The 17,765-nt window shown below is 43.5% G+C and carries 11 protein-coding genes; 5 read left to right on the top strand and 6 right to left on the bottom strand.

Translation table 11 applies throughout. From position 1 onward, the window contains the following. The first annotated feature begins 279 nt into the window (after positions 1-279). Positions 280-1,074 carry a carbonic anhydrase gene (locus VB740_RS12055; RefSeq protein WP_323200238.1) on the top strand — a complete coding sequence of 265 codons (795 nt, stop codon included), beginning with the start codon at positions 280-282 and terminating at the stop codon, positions 1,072-1,074. 923 nt (positions 1,075-1,997) lie between these two features. Next, positions 1,998-2,438 carry a Crp/Fnr family transcriptional regulator gene (locus VB740_RS12050; protein ID WP_194042938.1) on the top strand — a complete coding sequence of 147 codons (441 nt, stop codon included), beginning with the start codon at positions 1,998-2,000 and terminating at the stop codon, positions 2,436-2,438. Between the two features lie 27 nt (positions 2,439-2,465). On the opposite strand, the gene VB740_RS12045 is transcribed toward VB740_RS12050, so the two are convergent. The 5 genes from VB740_RS12045 to fbp form a co-directional block, all read right to left on the bottom strand. After that, the gene (locus tag VB740_RS12045; protein ID WP_323200237.1) at positions 2,466-3,893 is read right to left on the bottom strand and encodes a cobyrinate a,c-diamide synthase; all 1,428 of its coding nucleotides are present in this window, start codon (positions 3,891-3,893) and stop codon (positions 2,466-2,468) included. Between the two features lie 113 nt (positions 3,894-4,006). Next, entirely contained in the window at positions 4,007-5,368 is a 1,362-nt protein-coding gene (opcA, locus tag VB740_RS12040; RefSeq protein WP_323200236.1) for a glucose-6-phosphate dehydrogenase assembly protein OpcA, read from the bottom strand. 176 nt (positions 5,369-5,544) lie between these two features. Then, positions 5,545-7,074 carry a glucose-6-phosphate dehydrogenase gene (gene zwf / locus VB740_RS12035; RefSeq protein ID WP_323200235.1) on the bottom strand — a complete coding sequence of 510 codons (1,530 nt, stop codon included), beginning with the start codon at positions 7,072-7,074 and terminating at the stop codon, positions 5,545-5,547. A 172-nt stretch (positions 7,075-7,246) separates the two neighbouring features. Next, the gene (gene tal, locus VB740_RS12030; RefSeq protein WP_323200234.1) at positions 7,247-8,392 is read right to left on the bottom strand and encodes a transaldolase; all 1,146 of its coding nucleotides are present in this window, start codon (positions 8,390-8,392) and stop codon (positions 7,247-7,249) included. Positions 8,393-8,688: 296 nt separating this feature from the next. After that, positions 8,689-9,738 (bottom strand): class 1 fructose-bisphosphatase, encoded by a 1,050-nt coding sequence (gene fbp, locus VB740_RS12025; RefSeq protein WP_323200233.1) that lies wholly within the window; start codon positions 9,736-9,738, stop codon positions 8,689-8,691. A gap of 661 nt (positions 9,739-10,399) precedes the next feature. On the opposite strand from fbp, the gene VB740_RS12020 reads away from it, so the two are divergent. The 3 genes from VB740_RS12020 to VB740_RS12010 all read left to right on the top strand — a co-directional run bounded on the left by VB740_RS12020 (position 10,400) and on the right by VB740_RS12010 (position 14,401). Beyond that, positions 10,400-10,603, top strand: coding sequence for a hypothetical protein (locus tag VB740_RS12020; protein WP_323200232.1), 204 nt, complete (start codon positions 10,400-10,402; stop codon positions 10,601-10,603). Between the two features lie 132 nt (positions 10,604-10,735). Beyond that, a complete protein-coding gene (locus VB740_RS12015) occupies positions 10,736-11,377 on the top strand; it encodes a hypothetical protein (protein WP_323200231.1) in 642 nt (213 codons plus the stop codon). 264 nt (positions 11,378-11,641) lie between these two features. Beyond that, positions 11,642-14,401, top strand: a complete 2,760-nt coding sequence (locus VB740_RS12010; protein WP_323200230.1) for a filamentous hemagglutinin N-terminal domain-containing protein — start codon at positions 11,642-11,644, stop codon at positions 14,399-14,401. 372 nt (positions 14,402-14,773) lie between these two features. Here the strand turns inward: VB740_RS12010 and VB740_RS12005 are convergent, their stop codons facing one another. Continuing rightward, on the bottom strand, positions 14,774-17,446 hold the full coding sequence (locus VB740_RS12005) for a CHAT domain-containing protein (RefSeq protein WP_323200229.1): 2,673 nt from the start codon (positions 17,444-17,446) through the stop codon (positions 14,774-14,776). Positions 17,447-17,765: the final 319 nt, after the last annotated feature.

The raw sequence follows: 17,765 nt of genomic DNA, 5'->3' as shown, positions 1-17,765 counted from the left end.
CTACGTCTCTACAAGGGTTCTGGGTAACGCATATTTAATTTCTGGAGATGTCTATCATTTCCGCTTAATTAGTTATCATTCCGGGCATATATGATGCAAAAATCTTAAAACTCTCTTTCCCCCTGCTCTCTGCCCCCTGTCCCCTGTCCCCTGCACCCTATCCCCTGCGGTCTTAATGATAAGTCTTTTACCGGACATGATATAACCCGTCCTTCCTTAATTTGAGAACTCAATTTTTACGAAATATTTCAAGTATTACTTGTTGTTTTAGGTGCTTCTATGAAAAAATTGATTAAAGGTTTGCGTGAATTCCAAAGTAGTTATTTTTCTACCCATGAAGAACTGTTTGAACAACTTTCTCATGGTCAAAAACCCAGAGTACTATTTATTACTTGTTCAGATTCGCGTATTGATCCCAACCTGATTACACAAGCTGGGTTAGGTGAATTGTTTGTTATCCGCAATGCAGGCAACATTATTCCGCCATTTGGTGCGACTAATGGCGGTGAAGGGGCAACAATTGAATATGCGATTCAAGCATTAGATATTCAACAAATTATTGTTTGTGGTCACTCGCATTGTGGTGCGATGAAAGGGTTAATGAAGTTAGACAGCTTGCGGATAGAAATGCCGCTTGTACATGACTGGCTCAAATATGCAGAGGCAACCCGAAGATTGGTGAAAGACAATTATAGCGACTACGAAGGGGAAGAACTTTTAGAAATAATTATTGCTGAGAATGTACTCACCCAAATCGAAAATTTACGGACTTATCCGGTGATTCGCTCTAAGCTTCACCAAGGGCAACTCAAGATTTATGCTTGGATTTATCAAATCGAAACAGGAGAAGTTTTGGCATACGATCCACAAAAGCACGCCTATGTCTTGCCCCAAAATCAGCTTCTCCCATCAGAGATAGATGAGACATTAGTTAGCCCATCTTCAATTAGCAATGTGGAAATACATTTCACTAAAACTCAGGAACTGCCTGTTTCCACACGTGAATGGTTTCCAATGACAGTGCTTTCTCCAGAGCAAATGGAGCGAATTTATCGAGGCTCGGCAACAAAGTAAAAATGTAGAATATAGAAAATCCCGGATTGCATAGTTGCGGGATGATTTAGCAACTTTCAAAGTTCTCCCCCTGCCTCAAGAGCTTGCCTCATTTCATCCCACTGTGCAATCTCAAACTGTCACAGAGCAAAGGTAATGACTTAAGTCAAATATGAAAAGATAGTCAGATAAGGAAAGCGCTGAGTCAGCAGCGCAGTTAGGAAATTGGTAGGTCTATACGATAGTGCTAGTATGATGCAACTAACTGTATAGATTGATCAAAAAGCGGGGGTTAAGGGTGATAAAAGCGATCGCTCTTAACTCCTCTTTTCATAAGTGATTAATAACTAAACCATATGTTTTGTGGGCTTTCTATCCATCGTCATTCATGACCCTTAAACGTAATGTATTTAGAGCCTATCCAAAAACCCTGCTTTGTAATTCTTATTAAAAACAGGTATTTTTCTAGTTACAGCTATTTCCAAATAAATAAAGTCTTGTTTTGAAAAATGTCATTACATAGAAATTGGCAAAATGGATACCTTGCAGCAACTCTAGGAGGTTTTACGGGGGCTGTAGTACGAGGAGTAGCACATGCACACACCTCATACCTCTTGCAAAAGTGCTTTTTGCAAGAGGGGGGAAAAGGGTAAAGGTTAAAGGGGAAGGGGACAATACAAAACCTTTTCCCCTTCCCCCCGCCCCTTATCCCCAGAGGGGGCCCCACCTTCCCCTTTTCCCGACTTATGCAAGAAGTCTCTCATACTGAGTTAGTATCTGAGAAGCTTGTGTGCGTAGTTTACCACCGTAGGCATCGCTCCTATTGAAGACATACTAAACTTTGAAATATTCTTGGCAGCTAGCGTTCAACATCGGTTATTATGACTAATCGCGCTCTGGCTTCAGTTTAATGTACAGTAATGTTTGGTGTTTAACTTGTAATTATGCTAACCAGTGTTGACCGTTTATTATTTGTCCGGCGAGTCCCGATTTTTAAGGAATTGCGGGATGATTTTATCGTGCGGCTCACTTCAGTAATGAACGAATTGTCATTTCCAGCTAATTACACCATTTTTCGCCAGGGAGAAGAAGGGCGATCGCTCTATATTGTTGTGTCAGGGCGAGTTAAAGTTCACATCGGTAATAAACAACTTGCAGAGGTAGAACAGGGAAAATACTTTGGTGAGATGGCAGTATTTGATACTCAACCTCGTTCTGCCAGCGCAACGACTTTAGAACCTTGTGAATTTTTGGAACTGACCCAAGAGCAGCTGTATGATGCGATCGAAGAAACTCCCGAAATCGCCGTGAATATCATTCGTGAGCTATCCCGTCTGATTCGCAGATTGAATGACGATATGAATGTCACCTCCTTGCGGAGTTAACCTACTGGGTTCTGTGCATGTTTAAATCTACGTTTCTATAGATTCTACTTTCCGACATTTTTTAAGAAACTGTTGGGGAATTTCTCTACTTTCTCCCCAATGCAGATGAACATAAGAGGCGTGAACATTTGCAGGGAAACCCCATCCCTCGCATCCCATATTTTCATCACAATCGTAGCGAGAAGTTTCAAATAGGGGTTGAGTGGGAGTTAAAGTTAAATGGGAACGATGAAACTCATGTCCGTAAACAGTTGTACCTGCTTTCACTAACAGATTATCTTGCAAAGCTACTGCACGACGATAGCCCAAAGTTAAACGCCCACCCATGACAGCAGATGTGGTTAAAACTCCTGCCATCGACCAAGATTTTCCCTCAAAATCGATAATTTGCTCACATAAATACATTAATCCCCCGCATTCAGCGATCGCAGGCATTCCTTGAAGAATTGCTGTTTTCACTGCATCACGAACGCTGGTATTCTCTGCTAGTTGCTGGGCAAAAACTTCTGGGAAACCACCGCCAAAATACATTCCCTGCACATTTTTTGGTATTGCAGCATCTTCTAATGGACTCCAGAAAACCAATTCTGCACCAAACTGTTGCAGCAAATCAAGATTGTCTTGGTAGTAGAAATTAAAAGCGCGATCGCGGGCTACTGCAATCCTGACTGGGGAGGAGGGGGGATGAGGGGGATGGGGGGGATGAGGGAGAGGTTTTGATTTTAATAGGGGTAATAAATGTTGCCAATCGAAGCAAGTATCTCCCAAATCGGCGAGGCGATTAATTAAAGCGTTGAGTTCGGGAAGTTCTGCTGTGGGAACTAAACCCAAATGACGATCGGGAATTGTAATGTTATCTTGACGGCGCAGTACGCCGAGGATAGGTAATTGTAAGGCTTCTAGAGAATCTTTGAGTAGAGAGAGATGGCGATCGCTCCCCACGCGATTGAGTACTACCCCAGCTATTTTAATTCGGGGATCAAAAGATTGATAGCCGTGAGCGATCGCAGCCACAGAACCAGATAAGCGACTGCAATCAATCACCAACATCACAGGTAAATTTAAAAGCCGCGCGATGTGTGCCGTACTCGCAAAATCAGTAATTTGTCCTTTGTCATTTGTCCTTTGTCCTTTGTCTTTTGCAAATGACAAATGACTATTGACTAATGACGAAATACCATCAAATAACCCCATCACCCCTTCCACGAGGGCATATTCACTCAGTTGGCTATGACGGGCAAAACATTGCTGAACGTAGGCTTCAGAAGTTAGCACCGGGTCTAAATTTCGACAAGCACGACCAGTTACGTGTTGATGAAACATCGGATCAATGTAGTCTGGGCCTACCTTGAAAGATTGCACCAGGCGATCGCGACGACGTAAAGATGCTAAAAGGGTGAGCGTAACTGTTGTTTTGCCCACCCCACTACGTTCTCCAGCAATAATTACAGACATAAAAAAAGTTAGGAGTTGAGAGTGAGAAGTTATGAATTATAACTCTTAACTCCTGTACGCGATTAATCGTATCTCTCCTAACTTTTGTACAGACGCGATGAATCGCGTCTCTTTTAATTCGCCGATTTGAAAATATTCGCTGTCACTCCCAGGCTTTCTTCAAAAAGTGACTCGCGGCCCCAGCGTTGCACCTGCTGACTCAGCAAAGCTTCCGCCTTTTGTTCCGAAAGTGAAGTCACCTGTTGAAACAGACCGGCAGATTGGGCACCACCGTGGGTTTCCATCCGCATACAACCACCAGTTTCCGAACAGATGACTGTACCACAGTCTGCCTGGGGATTTGTCGAACTGAGGCGCAAGGCAATCAAGTCACCAACAATATCGCCCACATCAGCAACCGGAACTCCTGCCAACTCTGCTTCTACTTGTCGCTGATCTTGAGCAATAAAACGGATGCGAGTGATGTCGTAATCACCGCTTTCCTTTTCATAAGAAACTGGTTGCCATTCCAAGCGACTTGCCAGCCAACCCAAAAACAGCAAAGCTTGGGCAGGGTTGCCTTTTTCGTAATCAATGGTAACGCGGTCAATTTCTTTGAGGGCGGCGCGACGGTTAGGTGAGTCGTAAGCTTCAGCTGTCAATTCCTGCCATGATGCGAGGCGACGCCAGTTTAAGTCAGCCAAAGGTACACCCGTTTCTACCAACTCTTGTAGGCGGAGTAAATCACTTTCTGGCTCGTTAAAATTGCAAGAATCTACAATGACATTATTGCAGATTGCTGCTAGGCGTTTGAATAGACTGTTGCTAGGGTCTGGTGTTGCCTTCCACCAGAGAAACTTTGGCAAGCCGCCAATCAACAATGCTGGAATCATGCCACCGATCCGTTCTAAGGCAGCAGCAGTTCCACTGAGAGTGATGTATTCGCAGCAGATAAGTGTGCTTGATGATTGCTTTTGGATGGGGCAATAAGCAGAAACTTGAGCCTTAACCCCTTCATCTTCGCCAGCAATGGGAAATAGCGCAATGATGCGGCAGGGATTGCGGAGGGCGATTTCATCGGCAATTCTGGGGCTGGCGCTATTTAATCCACCAGGCGGATGTTCTCCGACAGAGCCGCTTCGCTGGCCTTTAGCGAATTCTTCTCGTAATACAGTAAGAGTTTCTTGTGTTGGTGTTCCAGTTTCTGGCAGACTATGTTTCTTTTGCATTTCCCGCAATGCTGCTACCATTTGTGGCCCTAAAATCCCATCAATTGGGCCGCTATAAAATCCCAAGGCAGCCAACAAATACTGAGTTTCTTCTGGTTCGTAGACCACTAAAGTAAATGTTGTTGCCCTAGTAGCACTGGGAAGTCCACCGTCCTCGCCAGTAATGCCATAACTTTGCCAAATTTGATTGAGTTCGGCATCTATTTCGTTAAGCGAAATATCTTTCGGTGCCTGGAGTGAGAAAATTGTAGAAGCTTGGAGAGCCATAAGAGATTTTGGATTTTGGATTTTGGATTTTGGATTTGAGATTTTGGATTTTGGATTTTGGATTTGAGATTAAGAACTAGTAATTTTGTAATTAGTAATTGGTAATAGTTTTTCATATTCCCTATTACCTATTTCACCGTCCCCAATCTAAAATCTAAAACCTAAAATCTAAAATTCTACAGTCTGCGCCAGCGACGGCCATCCTGGTTAATCAAGAATTCTGCTTCTGCTGGTTCCCAAGTACCGGCTTCGTACTGAGGAATAGTAGTAGGATCGGTGGGTGCATCCCAAACGGAAAGGGCTGGTGTTACTACTTGCCAAGCTGCTTCTACTTCATCCGCCCGTGTGAATAATGTTTGATCGCCCATCATACAATCAAGGAATAGGCGATCGTAGGCATCAGATGTTGCTTGGATGCCAAAGGAACCATAACTAAAGTCCATGTCAACGGAACGAGTGCGGAATTCTGCCCCAGGCATTTTGACATCAAAACGCAAGGAAATACCCTCATTGGGCTGAATTCGCATCGTCAAAATATTAGCGTTTGTCTGTTGGGCAGCAGATTGGAACATCCTAGACGGAACTTCGCGGAAGTGAATTGAAATCTCACTCACTTTTTTTGGCATCCGTTTTCCGGTACGTAAATAGAATGGAACACCTTTCCAGCGCCAGTTATCCACCAAAAACTTCATCGCTACATAGGTGGGTGTGCCGGAGTTGGGGTCAACGCCTGGTTCTGTCCGATACCCTGGCACTGCTTGACCCTTCATCCAACCAGCACTGTACTGACCACGAACTGCTGACCGCGACAGATTGTGAACATCAGCTAAACGAGTAGCTTGGAGTACCTTCACTTTTTCTGTACGGATACTATCAGCATCCATTGCGTTGGGTGCTTCCATTGCCGTTAGGCAGTAAAGTTGCATGAGGTGATTTTGCAACATATCTCTTAGTGCGCCGGCGCTTTCATAGTAACCAGCCCGGTCTTCTACGCCCACGGTTTCTGCCACGGTAATTTGTACGTGGTCAACAAATTGACGATTCCACAAGGGTTCAAAAATCGCATTGGCAAAGCGAAACACCAGCAAATTCTGGACTGTTTCTTTACCTAAGTAGTGGTCAATACGGTATACTTGATGTTCTTTGCAATATTTCTGTACTACTTGGTTAAGACTTTGGGCAGAAGCCAAGTCCCGACCAAAAGGTTTTTCAATTACTAGACGATGTTTGTAGGGATCTTCTAGCATCCCGCCGCTTCCTAGCTGCTTAATCGCTTCGGGAAAGAATGAGGGGGCAACTGAGAGGTAGAACATGCGATTGCCTCGCGTGCCCCGTTTTTCGTCTAATTCACTCAATAAGGTTTTTAGTTTCTTGTAGCTTTCGGGGTTGTCTATATCCCCAGGACTGTAGAACAGACCTTGAGAGAAGTCTTGCCAAAGTTCCCCTAAATCGACATCAGGATGTGCCTCTTCCATGCCCTTCTGCATTTGTTCACGGAAGTATTCATGGCTCCACTCTCGACGCGCTACGCCGACAATAGTAGTTTCTGGCGGTATCCGCCGTTCTCGCCGCAATTTGTAAAGTGCTGGCACTAGTTTGCGCCAGGTGAGATCACCAGAAGCGCCAAAGATAACTATAATCTGGGGTTCGGGCATCCCTTGTTGTTGCAGACCAACGCGTAAGGGATTTTCTAGCAGACTGACCATAGGAATTTTGGATTTTGGATTAGGGATTTGGGATTGGGCATGGGGCATTGGGCATTGGGCATGGAGAAGAGGCAGAGGGGCGGGGTGCTGCTCTTGCAGAGGGGAAAATTCTTCTCCCTTGCTCCCTGCTCCCCTGCTTCTTTTCCACTCCCCACTCTCCACTCCCCAGCCCTTACACTGGTGACAATACCTTGATCTTGTCTTCTAAAGAGTTCATCAAGGACTGGAAGGGCTGAATGAACTTGTCAATACCGTCAACTAACAGTTCATCCATAACGGCATCAAGATCGATGTTGATGTCGGGATCTTTGAGGTTTTCGATCAGCGTGTAAGCATTATCTACATCTGTTTCTAAGCGATCGCTCACGTTACAATGATCGGCACAAGCTTTAATCGTCGCTGGTGGTACGGTGTTAACGGTATCAGGGCCTACCAACTCTTCGATATACATCACGTCGTTGTAGTTGGGGTCTTTGGTGCTGGTACTAGCCCAAAGTAGCCGTTGTACTGTGGCTCCTTTGGCTACCAACTCTTGCCAACGCTCACTTCTAATGATTTTCTTGTATTCTTGGTATGCAATCTTAGCGTTAGCGATCGCTACTTTCCCTTTAACATCTCTTAGCTTTGCTTCCACAGAAATATCATCAACGCCTTTTTTCAACTTAGCATCAATCTTGGCGTCAATGTTACTATCGATCCGGCTGAGGAAGAAGCTGGCGACTGAAGCAATTTTACTGATGTCTTTACCTTCAGCCAACCGTTTTTCTAAGCCACGAATATAAGCCCAAGCTGTGTTTACGTAGCTTTCTACAGAAAACAGCAACGTGATATTAACGTTCATTCCTTCAGCTATTACCTGCTCTACTGCTGGCAAACCAGGTTCTGTACCGGGAATTTTAATCATCAGATTTTCCCGACCAATTTCTTGGAAATAGCGCCGGGCTTCAGTTATAGTTGCTTCAGTATCATGGGCGATAGTTGGTGGAACTTCGATACTCACATAACCATCTAGTCTATTAGTGGCTTCATAAACTGGGCGTAAAATATCACAAGCATTACGGATATCTGCAAAAACTAGGGATTCGTAAATTTTGTCTATGGGTAAATTAGCACGAACTCCGGCTTCGATATCAGCATCATAAATGACGTTACCTGCGATCGCTTTTTCAAAGATAGCTGGGTTAGAGGTAATCCCAGAGATTCCTTGATTTTCAACCATGTCTTTGAGTTCGCCTGATTGAATAATGTCACGGCTCAAATTATCCATCCAGATACTTTGACCGTATTGGTTAATTTCTAGTAGATGATTGGTAGACATAGCCAGTTTTCACTCCTGTATGGTGATGTTTCTAAGTAAAGTTGGCAAAACGCATTGATGCTTACTTTTGAATTGTGGCGTTGCCAATCACTTATTGCATCGGCCAGCTGAGATAATCCTTAATTGATCTTCAAAAAGCGCTATTTTGCATTCCCAATCCTAAATCACCATGATTAACGTTTAATTAATGGCAGATGAGAGTACAGCACAGCGTAAATAAATCACCCTTATAAAACCTCTAAAGCCCTTACGTAACAGTAATTACGAATTACGAATTACGAATTACGAATTGTCTTCTAGTGTCCGTTTTGAATAAAAGACTCCACCTTTGCTACATCCTCTTTGCTACCAATAATTAAGGGCGTGCGTTGATGCAGTTTTTTCGGCACTACATCTAAGATATTTACCAATCCTGTAGTAGCACGACCGCCTGCTTGCTCAATCAAAAAGGCTAAAGGAGCAGTTTCATAAAGCAAGCGCAATTTCCCTTCTGGGTTTTGAATTGTGCCTGGGTAGAGAAACACGCCGCCTTGAACCAGAATTCTATGGATGTCGCTCACCATTGCGCCGCTATAACGAGCGCTGTAGCCTTCTGTGCGATGAACGTAGCGGATGTATTCTCGAATTGATTCTTCCCACTGCCAGAAGTTACCTTCATTCACGCTGTAAACAGAGCCGTGGTTAGGAATCCGGATATTTTCTTCTGTGAGAATAAATTCTCCTAAGCTGGGATCAAGGACAAAAGAATGAACGCCCTTACCTATAGTATAAACCAGCATCGTGCAGGGGCCATACAGGATGTATCCGGCAGCAAGCTGGTTACGTCCGTTGGTGAGGAGGTCAGTTGCCTTACCATCGCTATCACTTCCTTCTTGCTGGCGAATGGCGAAAATAGAACCCAAGCTGAGATTATTATCTGTGTTAGATGAGCCATCAATTGGGTCATACAGCAGAGTATAGCGACCAATGGGGCAATTTTCCGGGATATAGTAGGGTTTTTCCATTTCCTCAGAAGCTAGGCGACAAACTAAGCCGCTTTGCTTAAAAACTGAGATAAATACATCATTGGCATAGACATCCATCTTTTTGACGGATTCTCCTTGCACATTAACTTCCCCAGTAAATCCGAGAACGCCTTCCATTAAACCAGCGCGACTCATGCGGCGAGCAACTAGTTTGCCAGCCAAGGCAATGCGATTCATCAGCGCACTTAAATCTTGTGCATCTGGCGAAAAACTCTGAAGTTGCTGGAGGACGTGACGGGATAAGGTTGTACAATCGCGATCTAGAGCTAAGTCTGTAATTTCATTGATAGACGAGTCTAAGAATTCTGGCGCTTTAGCCATTTTTATGTTCTCCGCAGCCACTAGCTGTTAATTGGGTTTTGTTTTAGTCGTGTATGGCAACTTATGGTTGCTGCTTCTATCTTAGAAAGGTAATTTGAGAACTTAGATGCGACTTTAGATAAACTAAAGAAATGAATTTTCAGTGACTCCTGCACTCAGAGCTTAAATACGTAGTAACTTGTCTAAGGTATTACCAGTATTGTGTAAATAATTTACTGAATTGAAGAAGGCAGGAGGCAGAGGGCAGAAGGGAATTCTGATTCTTGCACTCTGCCTTTCTTGATAAAACGACTACAAAAAGTAATAAAGGTAACGAACTAACTAAGTATTATGTGCAGCCTGAGCTACCCTGAAGTTATAGAAAAACAGGTTTAGGTTTGTCATTGGGGATTGAGAATTGCTTATGTTCAACTACAATCCATTAGAGTGGCTACTCTCATCAGCAGAACTCTCAGTATTTTGATGACACCCTTGTGGTAACGAACTGCAAGTATTAGTTCCCAACTTATTGTTAGCGATATTAGCAGGCTGAATAATCACTGATCGGGTTTTAGGTTTTAAACTGGAATTTAGTTTGGGTAAAAGGTTACTGGGTTTAGGTTGAAGGTTTTTCTTTCCTCTTTCACATTCCCCTTTTACTCAAAACCCGGCAAGTATTGAGGTGGATTTCACCACATTATCAAGGAAGTATATTGCCTATGCTGTTAATTATATTTGCGAGGATGTAACTAATTTAGCTGATCTACGCCACACTAATTCAGGCTCACGAGTAGTTGGTGATGATTGGGCTAATTTGTTAACAGCTGTTAGTTTGCCAGAATTTGCCTTTGCACGCATTGTTGGACGTTATGGTTTATTACAATAATTGCAATGCAGCTAAAGCGGTGCATAAAGAGAGGATAACTTAATATTGACAGTGTTAATGCTGAAGAGAGCGCCTTATTTTTAGTTGTTAACAAATCTCATCAGTCATGCTAATTGCTGGTTAAGATCAACAGTGGAAACACTCATTTATCCGGGAGCAACGAACATGGTAGTGATTCATGGCAACTCTGGAAACAACTATCTAACTGGGACTCAGGGAAGCGATCAAATATACGGCTATGCAGGCAATGACACTCTAATAGGTGGGGCAGGTAATGACATGTTGGTGGGAGGAGGTGGTAATGACTATCTCACTGGTGGTAGCGGTAGAGATACCTTTGTCTTGAATTACTCAGGTGGCGGTATTGATAGAATTACAGACTTCTCAGTTACTAACGATATTCTGAAAGTTACTACCTCTACTATTAGCTCCTCTAAGTCTAATTATGTTATTGGTGCACCATCATCTCTGACCGATTATGAAGTGGTTGAAGATACTGCTATTGACTCTACTAAGTTTAAAACTCGTCCACTAACCCTTGAATCGAGTGAAGATGCTGCTACTGATTCTACTATGTTTAAAACTCGTCCACTAACCCTCGGATCGAGTACTACTAGCAAATCTGCTAGTATTTTTACATATAACGCAGGCACCGGCGCTCTATTTTATTTGAATCAACAGCTAGCCTGGCTACCTCGTAACCTTGACTGGAATGGATCTGTTATAGTGCCTTTGAGAGTTGAGAATAATGATGAATTAAGTTATTTGAATTAAAAATTTAACTCCTCAGCAGAGTTTCCTACTAGAGTTGGGGAGCCAAACTCGCCTTCTACTGTGTATACAGAGGTTTATTGAACTCACGTTAAGTCTTAAAATTCGTACAGTCACTACTGTCACAACAGCAAATTAGTAATCAAAAACCTAACCTTCAAACAGAGTTACCTGGAGATGGGTAGAGGCAACGGTTCGCACAAGCATTACTAAAGTGGTGTTCTGTATTGCAATGAAATAACTTTTAAGGGTTAGGAGACAAGTTCTGTGAGTTTAAGAAGTTGGTTTGGTCGCGGTTGCCACTTAGGGTTGCCCTGCTTGGTGATTATAGTGGGTGCGATTGGAATACGAGGAGGCGATTGCACATCCGCTCAGATCACTCCCGATCCCTCTGTAGGAACTCAAGTGGAGCGAATCGACGACACTACCTTGGATATTACAGGGGGTACAACCGTTGGCAATACAAATTTATTCCATAGTTTTAGGAACTTTAGTATTACGAGTGAGGAGGTAGTCAATTTCCAAAATGCCTCTACCATCAACAATATTTTGGTGCGAGTTACAGGGATAAACCCCTCTGACATCCAGGGAACACTTCAAACTCAAGGTAATGCTAATTTCTTTTTAATGAATCCCAATGGCATCATATTTGGAGGAAATGCTGCATTAAATATTGGCGGTTCATTTATCGGCACAACAGCCAGTGCGATCCAGTTTCCAGGTGGTGGAGAATTTTCCATAACTTCACCCGTCAGTCCGCTTAACCCCTTGCTGAGAGTGAATCCTTCTGCATTTCTAATCAATCAAATTCCATCTCAGCCTGTGAAACCGATTCAAGTAAATGAAGCATTCATATTCGTTCCTGAGAGTCAAAGTTTAGTGCTATTGGGAGGCGATGTGAATTTAGAAGGAGCGATCGTGTTCGCTCAAGATGGTCGAATCGAATTAGGAGGATTGGCAGCAGAGGGAACAGTAGGGTTGAACATTGATAACAATAATTTCCGCTTAAGTTTTCCTGAGAGTGTAGCGCGAGCAGATGTATCTCTTAGCAATTTCACTACAGTAAGTGCTAGTGGTGAAGGCGGTGGTGGTATTCAAATACAAGGCAGGCGCGTTACATTCGATAGTTCAGAAATTGGGGTTAATACCCTATTCTCAAAATCGGGAGGAACATTAGGGATAAACGCATCGGAGTCAGTAGAACTCTTGGGAGGAAGCCGTCTGTTGACTGAGACAACAAACTCTGGAACTGCCGGAGAATTAAGGATTGAAACTGGGCGGTTGATTGTTCAAGATGGTTCGCAGATTTCAGCTTCTACTTCTCTAGAATCTACAGGCGGGGGAGGAACTTTGTTTGTCAACGCCAGGGACTCTATTCAACTCATTGGAACGTCGCCAATTATAGAAGGTGAAAAACCCATACCTAGTGGCTTGTTTACTGTAACACAAGGTGCTGGAAATGCCGGAGAATTGAAGATTGAAACTGGGCAATTGATTGTTCAAGATGGAGCGCAGGTTTCAGCTTCTACTTCTCTAGAATCTACTGGAGGAGGAGGAACTTTGTCTGTTAACGCCAGGGACTCTATCCAACTTATTGGAACAAATGGTGAGAGTAGAAGCGGCTTATTTGTCGGGACTCAAGCTACTGGAAATGCCGGAAGCTTAAATATAGAAACTGGGCAATTGATTGTTCAAAATGGAGCAAGAATTTCAGCTTCCACTTCTACAGAATCTACTGGAGATGGGGGAACTTTGTCTGTCAACGCCAGGGATTCTATCCAACTTATTGGAACCTCGCAAATAGGAGCTAGTGGCTTATTTGTTGGGACTGAATCTACTGGAAATGCCGGTAACTTAAATATAGAAACTGGGAATTTAATTGTTCAAGATGGAGCGCAGGTTTCAGCTAATACTCTTAGTCAAGGAACGGGAGGAACTTTGTCTGTCAACGCCAGGGACTCTATCCAACTTATTGGAACCTCGCAAATGGGAGCTAGTGGCTTATTTGTTGGGACTGAATCTACTGGAAATGCCGGCAACTTAAATATAGAAACTGGGAATTTGATTGTTCAAGATGGAGCGCAGGTTTCAGCTTCCACTTCTCAAGAATCTACTGGAGAGGGGGGAAGCATCATAGTTAAGACTGGAGAATTAAATGTCTTAAATAACGCTGACATAACTGTGAGCAGTCAAGGTACAAAAAAGGCAGGTGATTTGGAAATCACCGCTCGTTCTATTAAATTGGATGACCAAGGTAAGCTGATTGGGCAAGCTAACTCCGGTGATGGTGGCAATATTACGCTGAACTTGCAAGACTTATTGTTACTGCGCCGTAATAGTGAGATTTCTACCTCAGCAGGCACTAGAGGGGCTGGGGGAAATGGCGGTAATATCACCATCAATGTGCCTGACGGCTTCATCGTCGCCAAACCAAATGAAAACAGCGATATCACCGCCAATGCATTTAGTGGAAGTGGTGGAAGAGCCACAATTAAAGCTACTCAGATTTTTGGCATTGCATCACTAACTGAGGAAGACCTTAAAAGGTTGCGCCCTAAGGATTTAGACCCGCGTCAACTTCAGACAAATGATATTACGGCAATTTCCCAAACAAGACCTAATTTAAGCGGCATTGTAGAAATTAATACCCTCGATGTTGACCCCTCTCAAGGATTAATTAACTTACCCGCTGTACCAGTTGATACTCAAGTGTCGCAAGCCTGTCAAGTGCGTCCTGGTGAAAATCAAAACAGTTTTACCATCACCGGACGCGGCGGCTTACCACCTAACCCCAGAACCGAACCCCTCACTCCTGATGCAGTTCAACTAGATTGGGTAACTCTCAACCCAAAGGGTGAAAATCGTGTTAGTACAAATGTTTCAAATCAGGTAAATAGTTCCAGTCCAGCGCCAATTGTGGAAGCGCAAGGGTGGGTGATAAATACTAAAGGTGAAGTTGTACTCACGGCTGATGCGCCGAAAGCTTTGGCTCATAGTTCCTGGTTTACTCCTGCTTCTTGTTCCTAAGAAACCAGTTATAGCAATCCTAAATGAGTTGTGAAAATCGAGATAAGATCCCCGACTTCTTTGAGAAGTCGGGGATCTTAGGGACTTCCAGTTAAAAAAATATCTCGTCGTAGGGGCGCAAGGCTTTGCGCCCCTACAAATCTATAAATAATTTGGGATAATTTATTTTTTGCAAGTCCCTTATTGTTCACGACTGATATATCCCAATACGCTTGGGTTAAGGGTTATTGGTGTAGATAATCGGTATTTTAAGACGCGATAAATCGCGTCTCTACATGAGGGTTTTGTTGCTCATTCTGAACTGTATTGCGCTATATCCCAATTCAAATTGGTATTAGGTATTAGTTAGAGAAACTGGATTTCTGTCGTAGATTACAGCCAATTGCCTACTAAAACATAGGGTGCCCATAAATATGGAGCTTTTTCCTTAGCGAAAATAGCTAATTGGGCCCCCTGGAGTGCTTCGGCTTTATTCACCCCAGCGTTTAGCTGTCGATAGAACTCACTCATTACATCGGCGGTGGAGCGATCGTCTATTGACCACAATGTTGCTAGTGTACTGCGTACCCCCGCCCGCATAGCTATCCCAGCGAGTCCCAAAGCTGCTCGTTTGTCTCCCTCAGCAGTTTGACAAGCACTGAGGACGAGTAATTCAATACTACTAAACCTGTTTTTGTCGCTAACTCGCAGTAGATTATCAAATTCTTTGACCTTAACCAGTTTATCCCAGGTGAGAATAAAGGTTTTTTCAGCATCAGAACTAAATTCACCGTGAGTTGCTAGGTGAACCACGGAGAAGGGAACTGTTTGCAATTTATTTTGCAAGTTTGTTTGGGTAAACTCTTGATTTAACAGTTCTTCACTTTTGGATACCTCAGATTTGATTTCTTCTAATTCCCGTGGTACATTTTCCAATTTGGGAAATTCTTTGCCTTCGACTGGGCGTTTTTCGCTGAGTCCGGCAGTTAAAGCATTTAGTTGCACTTGCCGCAAAGGTTTGGGATCAAGGAGTTGCAAACCTGGTGCCAAGGCGATCGCATATTTCTCTACCAAATATTTCTCCTGCTCTTTGTCGTAGAGAACCGCCATCGGGATATTCCGCAACTCACCATCCAGTACAAACACTAAGGTTTTTATTCCACTATTGACTAACTCTGTTTGTGCAGGTCGAATTAACCAATCATATATTTGTTGAGACTGCTGCTGAACCCGAACAGTCGCGGTGACATTGAGTAAGTCTTTCCTCAGTTCTGTTATTATGTTTTCCACATCATTTTGAGCTATTACAGTTTTGTAATGGCGCAAGTCTTGATTAGGCAATTTGAGAATAATATCTAGGCGGTCTGGCAAAATAATTGGATAGATCACTGCTGCTCGTTGATCTTTTTTGTCAACCAGTGGGTCAAGTTCCTGCGTCGGATTTAAACAGGCTGACCGAAAGAAGTTATCCAGTTCTGCCAATTGCAGAGATTCAATTACATCACGAGCAAGCTTTAGATTGTCTTGATTGATACCCTCTTGTGGCGATGGCGATCGCGGAGCGTTAGCCTTTTGTAGAGAAGCGTCTCGTTGGTCTAGCTTCTCGAAGGGAACAGAAGCGCTGCTGCTTTCGACAGAACGCAACAGCAATTCAACTAACTCTCGATACACCGGTTCGATATTTTCCCGGAAGGAAAACTGAACGTCTGGATTCATGGCTACTAAATCGCCACGCAGAGATTGAAGGGTCTTGTAGGCTACATTATAAGATGCGATCGCGCCTTTAATATCTCCCTTTTTTTTCAGTATGCGTCCCAGTTGCCATTGCCATTGATAAGCAATATCCGATGCATTAATACTTTGAGCTATGAATAAAGCTTTTTCTGTGAGGTCTTGAGCATCAAAGAACTGCCCCGTCTTTTCATACAACTCACCAAGGCTGCCCATAGCATAAGATTCTGCTCGCTGATCTTGTAAGCTTTGCGCTTGCTCAATAGCGGTGGACAATTGCTGGGCAATGTTCAGCCATGAGGGGGTATCGATGCTAGTTTTTTCTTTTAATTGTGTAAGACTTTGGGCAAACTTAATCCGAGTATATACTGAGCTTCGGCTGGGAGGTAAGTTGCTAATTTCTGATTGGATTTGGGACGACAACGCCAATGCGTCTTTATCTTCCTTTTTCTCCAGAAGTAAGCTTAGTAAATTTAGGTGAGCCTGGATGCGGGTGATGGAGGAAACAGATACAGCAGCAGCCTGCTGGTAGTATTGTGAAGCTGCTTCAGTGTCTTGCTGGGCAAGGGCTGTATTCCCTAAACTGAGTTGAGCCTCAGCGATCGCTTTTGGAGATTGCACTCGCTTTGCCACTGCTAAACTTTTCCCCAATACCAACCGTGATACGTTTAAATCACCCACAACTCGGCGGATGTTGCCAAGACTACGTAGCCCTGTAGCTACAAGAAGTGAGTCTGGAAGGCTTGTCAGGGTTTGCTGTACCTCATTTAAAATCTTGTTAGCTTGAAGGTAAAGCCCTAAAGCTTGCAAAGCTTGTGCAGAGTTAATCCGGTTACGAGTTAATCTAGCAGTGTCACCTATTTGCTGATAAATATCAGCGGCTTTTTGCCAGGTAGTTAAAGCTGCTTCTGCTTGTCCTTGTGCTAGTTGTAACTGTCCTTGCACATCTAGGGATTGGGCAATAATTTGGGAACGCTCACCGGAAGTGCCCGTATTTTCCCCTGACTGTAATAATTTTAAACTTTGGGCGATCGCTTCCTCAGCTTCAGCCCACAAGCCAAGTTGCTGATAAGCCAAGGAGAGATTACTCAACGTCATCGCTTCTTGTAATCCATCTTTAGAGGCTTTAAATGCAGCAGTAGCCTGTTGCAAAACTTTGATTGCTTCGGTAAACTTGCCTGTGTCGTATAATATTTTGCCCTGTTCCACTACGCTTTGCGTTTGGGATGGGCCGCTTTTAAGGGAGAGTAAGGAGTAAAAAGTAGGGGATTCAGCATTCACCAGTTCCCCACTTCCTTGTTTTCCCCACTCTTCTTGCTCGGTCAAATTTTGCATTGCAGAGTAGACAGCAGGAGGTTTAGCCAAAACAGGGGATAAGGCTATGCATAGAAATGCAGTGTACAGCGCTAGGAAAAAATGATTTGGCCATCTCATACGCAATTATTACAGCAGTTTTCTGTTTTTGAACTATTGAAGTTAGTTCCCGAATGTGGGGTGTAATGAGTGGAGAGCGTCCAAAGAGAAATAAAATCTGTTGATAAAGAGTTTTTGGCGTTGCTGATTCCATGTATGAAAATGATTTTGCATAATACCAAAACCTCCAAGAAATAAATTATCCAATCTTGTGGGGTGGGCATCTTGCCCGCCTTTGACT

The sequence above is a fragment of the Nostoc sp. UHCC 0251 genome (assembly GCF_034932245.1).
GTDB lineage: Bacteria > Cyanobacteriota > Cyanobacteriia > Cyanobacteriales > Nostocaceae > Nostoc.
The sequence above is the reverse complement of the archived record's forward strand: the minus strand, read 5'-3'. Positions and strand labels throughout refer to the sequence as shown.

Coding starts and splice junctions, on each gene's coding strand:
- VB740_RS12050 (WP_194042938.1), top strand. CDS start 1,998: ATGCTAACCAGTGTTGACCGTTTATTATTTGTCCGGCGAGTCCCGATT.
- fbp (WP_323200233.1), bottom strand. CDS start 9,738: ATGGCTAAAGCGCCAGAATTCTTAGACTCGTCTATCAATGAAATTACA.
- opcA (WP_323200236.1), bottom strand. CDS start 5,368: ATGGCTCTCCAAGCTTCTACAATTTTCTCACTCCAGGCACCGAAAGAT.
- zwf (WP_323200235.1), bottom strand. CDS start 7,074: ATGGTCAGTCTGCTAGAAAATCCCTTACGCGTTGGTCTGCAACAACAA.
- VB740_RS12055 (WP_323200238.1), top strand. CDS start 280: ATGAAAAAATTGATTAAAGGTTTGCGTGAATTCCAAAGTAGTTATTTT.
- VB740_RS12005 (WP_323200229.1), bottom strand. CDS start 17,446: ATGCAAAATTTGACCGAGCAAGAAGAGTGGGGAAAACAAGGAAGTGGG.
- VB740_RS12045 (WP_323200237.1), bottom strand. CDS start 3,893: ATGTCTGTAATTATTGCTGGAGAACGTAGTGGGGTGGGCAAAACAACA.
- tal (WP_323200234.1), bottom strand. CDS start 8,392: ATGTCTACCAATCATCTACTAGAAATTAACCAATACGGTCAAAGTATC.